Below are 7,629 nucleotides of genomic sequence, written 5' to 3' on the forward strand. Positions count from 1 at the left end.
CCCAATGCGAAACAAACGGTCGTCCCGCGCGTATTGCTGCCCGAGCTTGCGATAACAGCGAAGGTTGAGTGCCCTGTCTGACCAGTCCGGTGCCCAAGCACCTCATCATGTGCCCGCAGAAGGCTATTCGCTGACCCGTCGCGGCGCGTCCGCCCTGATCATGACGCTTCTCGGAACGGCCCTGCTGCCCGCGGGAGCGCTCGCGGCGCGCGGCAGGCTTGGTCCGGGGCGCCCTTTTTCGCACGAGGTGCTGGCTTCGCGCGCCCGTGCACTGGCGGCGCGGCCTTACGTCGCCCCGCCCGCCTCGCCAAATGCCGTTTCCGACTACGACGAGATGGTCAAGCTGACTTACGGCGAGGCGGAGGCTATCGCCGGGCATGTCCGCCTGTTCCCGGCCAGCAAGGCGATCGCGCCTCATGCTGTCACCATGCATATCCTCGAAGCGGGCATGGCGCGCGAGATCGTCGATACCTCGCGGCTGTTTCGCGGCGGCAAGGATGCCGATGCGTCGGGCTTCCGGGTGATGGATGCCGACGGCCATTCCGACTGGATGGCCTATATCGGCGCTTCCTATTTCCGCTCTTCGGGTTCGCGCGACCAGTATGGACTTTCCGCGCGCGGCATCGCCATCGACACGGGGCTGCCGACCGGAGAGGAGTTTCCCGCTTTCCGCGAGTTCTGGATCGAGCAGCTCGGCGAGACGCGGCTGCGGATTCATGCATTGCTGGATGGTCCGAGCCTTACGGGGGCTTATGTCTTCGATTGCATGAAGGGCGATCGGGGCGTCGTTCAGGACGTGACGGCCTCGCTGTTCTTCCGGCGCGACATCAGGCAACTGGGCATCGCCCCGGCCTCCAGCATGTTCTGGTACGACCAGTCCGGCCGGCGCGGCGACTGGCGGCCCGAGATCCACGATTCGGATGGGCTGGCGATCCAGTCCGGCAATGGCGAGCGGGTCTGGCGGCCCTTGGAGAACCCGGAGGGGGCCAGGCTCAGCGCCTTTCGCGCTGACGACTGCCGGGGTTTCGGCCTGATCCAGCGCGACCAGAACTTCGACCATTACCAGGACGACGGTGTGTTCTACGACCGCCGCCCTTCGCTCTGGGCCGAGCCTCGGGGCGACTGGGGCGCCGGCGCGGTCATGCTCTACGAGATGCCGACCGACGGAGAGACGCTCGACAATATCGCGATGTTCTGGTGCGGAGACGAACCGGCAAAGGCGGGCGGCAGCCGCGATGTGGCCTATCGCCTGACCTGGACCTCGAACGATCCCAGCGCCGATGCTGCCGCGCGCTGCGTCGACCTGTTCGAAGGACCGGCGGGCATTCCCGGAGCTGCGGCTATCGAGGGCGGACGCAAGTTCGTGTTCGACTTTGTCGGGCCCGGTCTGGCCGGGCTGGATCGCTCCAGCGGCGTGGAAGCGGCGACCAACCTGCCTGCCGAGGCGCTGATTTCCGCGCATGCCTACCCCGTGGTCGGCCAGGAGAACCGCTGGCGGGCGATGCTGGACGTGCGCCCCGGCGCAACTGCCCAGAAGGAATTCCGGCTCTACCTCAAGCGCGGCGATGCCGCGCTCAGCGAGACTGTGATAAAGGTGCTGAAGTCATGACGTCATCCTTGCGCGAGCTTCCCGAGGAAGCGCCGCTGGAAATGCCGGTCCAGCGGCTGCACGGCAATCCTCCCGGCTCGATCGAGGTCGAGACCCGTCCGCATGGGCTGGTCGTCAAGCGTCTGCTCCTGATTGCACTGACCGGAGTCATCGGCCTCGCCGCATCGAGCGAACTGCGCTTCACCTTCTCGCGCGACGGTCTCGATCCGTTCGAGATCGTGCTGCTGCTGTTCTTCGTGCCGCTGTTCTGCTGGATCGCTTTCGGCTTCGTCAGCTCGGCATTCGGCTTTCTCAAGCTGATCAGCGGCGAGCATCCCGGCTTTACCGCGATCCCCAGCCCGGCATCCTCGCTTCGCCACCGCACCGCCGTGCTCATGCCGGTCTACAACGAAAGCGTCGAGGCGACGTTCGGCCGGGTACGGGCCATGGCACAGTCGATTCACGAGGTCGGCGGGGGCGAGTGGATCGACTTCTTCGTGCTCAGCGATTCGAACGAGCTGCACGGCAAGCGCGAGCTGGCCGTGTGGCGCGAAGTGGCGGCCGAGGCGCAGATCAAGGTCTATTACCGCAGGCGCGAGAAGAACATCGCGCGCAAGCCGGGCAATATCGCCGAATGGGTCCAGCGCTTCGGCGCGGCCTATGAGAACATGCTCATCCTCGACGCGGATTCGCTGATGAGCGGCGATGCCATCGTCGGCATGGCCGCGATCATGGAGGAACGGCCATCGATCGGCCTGCTCCAGACCGTGCCGATGATCATCAATGCCCGAACCCTGTTCCAGCGCTGGATGCAGTTCGCCAGCGAGGCCTATGGCCCGATTTCGTCGGCCGGCCTGCTCTGGTGGTCGGGATCGGAGGCGAACTTCTGGGGCCACAACGCCATCGTTCGCACCCGCGCCTTTGCCGAGAGTTGCGGCCTGCCTGAGTTGCCCGGCAAGCCTCCCTTCGGCGGTCACATCCTCAGCCACGACATGGTGGAATCGGCGCTGTTGCGGCGGCGCGGGTGGGCCGTGCACATGGTCATGATCGGCGGCAGCTACGAGGAATTCCCGCCGACCGTCGTCGACCATGCCATTCGCGACCGGCGCTGGATGCAGGGCAACCTGCAGCACCTGCGCCTGCTCGACGCTTCGGGCCTCAACTGGGCGAGCCGCCTCCACCTGCTGATCGGCGCTTCGGCCTATCTTACCTCGCCCGGCTGGTTCCTGCTGATTCTTACCGCCATCGCCCAGGCGGCCTCGCGCGGGACCGACGGCTTTGTCGGCGCCGCTCCGCCCAGCGTGCTGTGGCTCACGGTGCTGCTGCTGTTCGGGCCAAAGCTGATGGGCACGATCTGGATGCTGTCCGATGCCGGGCGGCGCAAGGCATTCGGCGGAGTCGGCGGAATCCTCAAGTCCGTGGCGCTTGAAGTTCCGCTGGCGATCCTGATGGCGCCGGTGACGATGGTGACGCAGACCAAGGCGGTTCTCGGCCTCCTGCTCGGCATTCCTTCGGGCTGGACCACCCAGGCCCGCGAAGCGCGCCGCATCCCGGTGCGCGAGGTGATCCTCGACTTGCGCGAGCATATCGGCCTCGGCCTGCTTTTCGCTGCAACCGCGCTTATCGATCCGGTGACGGCGCTGTGGCTCTCGCCGCTGACTCTCGGCCTGCTGGCCTCACCCTGGCTGGTCAGCCTCACCTCCAGCGAGCGGCTCGGCACGCAGGCGCTGGACCGCGGCTACTTCCGCGTGCCGGAGTGCGAAATCGCGCTGCCCGAGGAGCAGGCGCCGGACGATCCGGCCGATGCACCTGGCGCGGACCGGCCCGGGATCGGCTCGGGGCACCCCTGACCGTTGCAACTGCGGGCAAGTCTGCACATCTAGGCAGGGCAAGGCCCCCTGCGTTCTGCGCGGGGCCGATCCCGCCACACCTGTTCGCCGAAACGGCGAAGGAGCCCAATGCAATGTCCGATCCTGCCAATCCCCTGCTGCCCACCGCCGAACTGCCGCGCTTCTCGCAAGTTCGCCCAGAGCAGGTCGGCCCGGCGGTAGAGCAGGCGATCGCCGATCACACGGCGGCAATGGCAGCGATCAAGGCCGAACCTTCGCCCGATTTCCAGAACGTGTTCATGGCGCGCGAACTGGCCGATGCCGCGCTCGACCATGTCTGGGGCATCGTATCCCATCTCAAGATGGTGGCCGAGACGCCCGAACTGCGCGAAGCCCATGCCAAGGCGGAGCCGGTCGTTGTCAGCTATGCCATGGCCCTGGGTCAGGATGCGGATCTCTACCGTGCGATTGCCACCCCTTCGGTACGCGAATCCGCACCTGACGATGCCGGTTGCCGCGCCGTCGACATAGCCCTGCGCAAGTTCGAGCTGGCCGGCGTCGCGCTGGAAGGCGAGGCCCGCCAGCGCTTCGCCGAGATCGGTGTCGAGCAGAGCCGCCTGTCCAGCGCCTTTCGCGACGCGGTGATGGACGCAACCCGCAGCTGGACCCGCGAACTGAGCGAAGCCGAACTGACAGGTCTGCCCGAAGTCGAGCGTTCGATCCTTGCGGGTGCCGCGGCGGCGCAGGGCAAGAGCGGCTGGCTTGTCACGCTGGATGCGCCCGCCGTCCTTGCCATCCTCACCCACGCCGATGACCGCGCCTTGCGCGCAGAGGTCTATCGGGCCTTCAACACCCGCGCTTCCGACCAGGGGCCTGACGCCGGCAAGTTCGACAACAGCGAAACCATGCTGAAGCTGCTTGAATTGCGGCAGGAGCAAGCGAAACTGCTGGGCTTTCCCGACTACGTCGCCTGTTCGCTGGCCCTCAAGATGGCCGAGAGCGCGCAGGAGGTGGAGGATTTCCTCACCGGCCTCGCCGATCGCTGCAAGCCCAATGGTGCGCAGGAGCTGTCCGAACTCGCCGCGTTCGCCAAGGGGCTCGGGATCGAAGACCTCCAGCCCTGGGACGTGGGCTGGGCGAGCGAGAAACTGCGCAAGGCGCGCCACGATCTCGACGAAGGGGAGATCCGGCGCTTCTTTCCTCTCGACCGTGTGGTCGACGGCCTGCTCGAACTCGTCGCCGAGACGTTCGGAATCGAGGGCCGCGTCGTCGCGGGCGTCGACAGCTGGCACGAAAGCGTCGAGTACCTCGAGTTCACCGACAAGGGCGTGCCGGTCGCGGGTCTCTACTGCGATTACTTCGCGCGGCCCGGCAAGAGCGGCGGCGCGTGGATGAACGGCTTCCGGCCGCTGCTGCGCCGTGCGGGGGAACGGCAGAATCCCATTGCCTTCCTCACCTGCAATTTCGCCGCGGCGGAAAAGGGCAAGCCCTCGCTGCTGACGCATAGCGATGTCGTCACCCTGTTTCACGAGATGGGGCACGTCCTGCATCACCTGCTCAACGAGATCGACGTGCCCTCGCTCGGCGGCGTCGCTGGCGTCGAATGGGATGCGGTCGAACTGCCGAGCCAGCTCATGGAGAACTTTGCGTGGGAGCCGGCGGTGCTGCGCCGCATCTCGCGCCATGTCGATACCGGTGCGCCGCTGGGCGATGCCCTTATCGATCGCATGCTGGGTGCCCGCCAGTTCCAGAGCGCGCTCAAGCTCGCCCGCCAGCTGGAGTTCGCGCTGTTCGACCTGTGGATGCATCGCGAGACGAAGCCGGCAGCGGATACCGTGGCGCGTTCGCTCGAAGCGGCCCGCGCGCGTGCAGCCCTCGTGATACCGCCGGAATGGCACCGTTTCGGCCATGCCTTTCAGCACGTTTTCGCCGGCGGCTATGCCTCCGGCTACTACAGCTACCTGTGGGCGGAACTGCTTTCGGCCGATGCCTACGAGCAGTTCACCGAGATCGGGAAGCCTGCCGAGGCCGGGGCGCAGTTCCGCCGCGAAGTCCTCGCCACCGGGGGCAGCCGCCCCGCGCTGGAGAACTTCGAGGCCTTTCGCGGCCGCGCGCCCACGCCCGATGCGCTTCTGCGCCAGAAGGGCCTGCTCGCGGCCTGAGCAAAAAAGAGGGAGGAGGCGCGTGTTGCGCCCCCTCCCGGCATTGTCTGCATACCGCAAGGGCCTGCAGTCTTGAGGGTACCTGTCAGAGCGCGATCACGCCGCCGTCGTCCTTGGTGATGGCGATCACGGCCGAACGCGGGCGCACCGTGGCCGCTGCCGAACCGGCCTGGCTGTCGGGCCAGTGGCTGGTCGGAGCAGCCGGAGTGCCGTCTTCGCCCGGGTGCTGGATGCCGACGAAGAGCGTGCGGCCGTCCGGGGTCATGTCGATGCCGGTGATCTCGCATTCGACCGGGCCGGTCAGGAAGCGGCGCAGGTTCGCGGCGCTTGCCGCCGCGCCAACGACAGTGGCCTGCTGCGCGGTCGAGCCGTCCGAGGCCTTGTTGGTGATCGTCTTCGCGCCGCCGTCCCCGACCGTGCCCGGCATCGCGGCCAGCAGCATGCAGTTGGTGCGGTCGGTCATTGCGCCGTCGTCGGTCTCGATCCACAGGAGCGGATTGACCTGGCCTGCCGGATTGGTCTTGCGCGAGAAGTAGAGGCCGTCCGGGCTTGAGAAGTCGTTGTCGTTGGTCAGGCCCGAGATGTTGACGTTGGTCGGATCGGCGTCGGTCGAATCCGCGCCGAAGAGGTAGATATCCCAGGCGAAGGTCGTGGCCGCCGTGGTGTCGCCGTCCTCGCGCAGGCGAATGATGTGGCCGTTGGGGTTGCCGTAGCTGACCGAGCCCGAAAGTTTCGGATCGCCGTAGTGGCGCGGGTTGGCCGCATCGGTGCCGTTGAGCGGACGGTTCGAGGCGTTGTTGTTGGTGAGGGTGAGATAGATCTCGCCGGTCATCGGATTGCCGGCGGTCCATTCCGGACGGTCCATCGGCGTGGCGCCCAGTGCGTCCGCGGCGAGGCGGGTGTTGATCAGGATGTCGGCCTGGTCGGCGAAGACGTACTCGGGCGCCGAACCCGTGGCGGGACGGTTGGGTACCTGGCCGAAGACCAGCGGCAGCCATTCACCGGTGCCGTCGGCATCGAAGCGCGCAACATAGAGCGTGCCGTTGTCGAGATACTTGTCGCCTACGGCGAGACGGTCGCTGGCATTGCCGTCGGCCGCATCCCAGCTGGCGTTCGATACGTACTTGTAGAGGTACTCACGGCGGGAATCGTCGCCCATGTAGACGCCGACAGGCTGACCTGCGGCGATCTGCACGAAGGCGCCTTCATGGCCGAAGCGGCCCAGCGCCGTCCGCTTGCGCGGCGTCGATGCCGGATCGTAGGGATCGATTTCGACGACCCAGCCATACTGGTTCGGCTCATTGCGATAGTCCTGTGCAGCGCTCGCGCCCAGGATCGTCGCGTTCCACTTGGCGAACATGTCGTCGCTCGGCGTTGCCTTCGACCACGAGAAGTTGCCGCTGGTGCTGGTCACGCCATAGCGGGAAAGGGCCGTCAGCTCGCGGGGCGTGCGTGCGGTGGCGTCACTGGCGTCGCGGCGGAAGTAGAAGGCCCAGTTCTCTTCGCAGGTGAGGTTGGTCGCCCAACCGCTGATGCCGTTGGCGCAGTTGTTGATCGTGCCGCGACCGGCCGTGCCGTCGGACGAGTACTTGGTGACCAGCATCGCCGAACCTGCGGCGGGCCCATGCAGGCTCATCGGCGTGTTGGGCGTGATGCGGCGGTTGAAGCTGCTGTCCTGTACGTAGCTCCAGGTCCGGTCGCCCGCGTCCTTGTACTCGGAAACGCTGACGCCGTGTGCTTCGATTTCCTTCTTCGCCTCCGCAGCCGGACGCGATCCGTCGCCATTGGTCGTCGGACCGTTGGGGTGCAGGTACTGCACGTTCAGGTTTTCGTGGTTCTGGACCATGAGGCCACGCGTCGAGCTGGTATCGTCGCGCGAGCCGGCTGCGTTGAGGCCGAAGAAGTGCAGTGCGTCGCCGTGATCGCCGATGCGCTGGGCGAAGTTGTCGTCCGATCCGTCGTTGGCATAAGCCGAAACGCCGGCGGCCAGAGGATCGCCAAGGCGCGTCATCACCGTAACCGAGTAACCTTCCGGCACTGTCACGATGTC

The 7,629-nt window shown here is 66.5% G+C and carries 4 protein-coding genes (1 of these 4 running past the window's edge); 3 read left to right on the forward strand and 1 reads right to left on the reverse strand.

The features are described 5' to 3' along the window. The first annotated feature begins 160 nt into the window (after positions 1-160). The 3 genes from JI59_RS11780 (at position 161) to JI59_RS11790 (ending at position 5,579) form a co-directional block, all read left to right on the forward strand. A complete protein-coding gene (locus tag JI59_RS11780; RefSeq protein WP_052117974.1) occupies positions 161-1,609 on the forward strand; it encodes an OpgD/OpgG family glucan biosynthesis protein in 1,449 nt (482 codons plus the stop codon). Next, positions 1,606-3,438, forward strand: a complete 1,833-nt coding sequence (gene mdoH / locus JI59_RS11785; RefSeq protein WP_007012500.1) for a glucans biosynthesis glucosyltransferase MdoH — start codon at positions 1,606-1,608, stop codon at positions 3,436-3,438. Before JI59_RS11780 ends, mdoH begins: the two co-directional genes overlap by 4 nt. A gap of 113 nt (positions 3,439-3,551) precedes the next feature. Then, the gene (locus tag JI59_RS11790) at positions 3,552-5,579 is read left to right on the forward strand and encodes a M3 family metallopeptidase (RefSeq protein WP_007012499.1); all 2,028 of its coding nucleotides are present in this window, start codon (positions 3,552-3,554) and stop codon (positions 5,577-5,579) included. 85 nt (positions 5,580-5,664) lie between these two features. Here the strand turns inward: JI59_RS11790 and JI59_RS11795 are convergent, their stop codons facing one another. Next, on the reverse strand, positions 5,665-7,629 hold the 3' portion of the coding sequence (locus JI59_RS11795) for a PhoX family protein (RefSeq protein ID WP_038577519.1). The gene runs 507 nt beyond the window's last position; only the last 1,965 of its 2,472 coding nucleotides appear in the window; the start codon falls outside the window, past its right edge; it ends in the stop codon at positions 5,665-5,667.

The sequence above is a fragment of the Novosphingobium pentaromativorans US6-1 genome, from assembly GCF_000767465.1.
Classification (GTDB): Bacteria; Pseudomonadota; Alphaproteobacteria; order Sphingomonadales; family Sphingomonadaceae; genus Novosphingobium; species Novosphingobium pentaromativorans.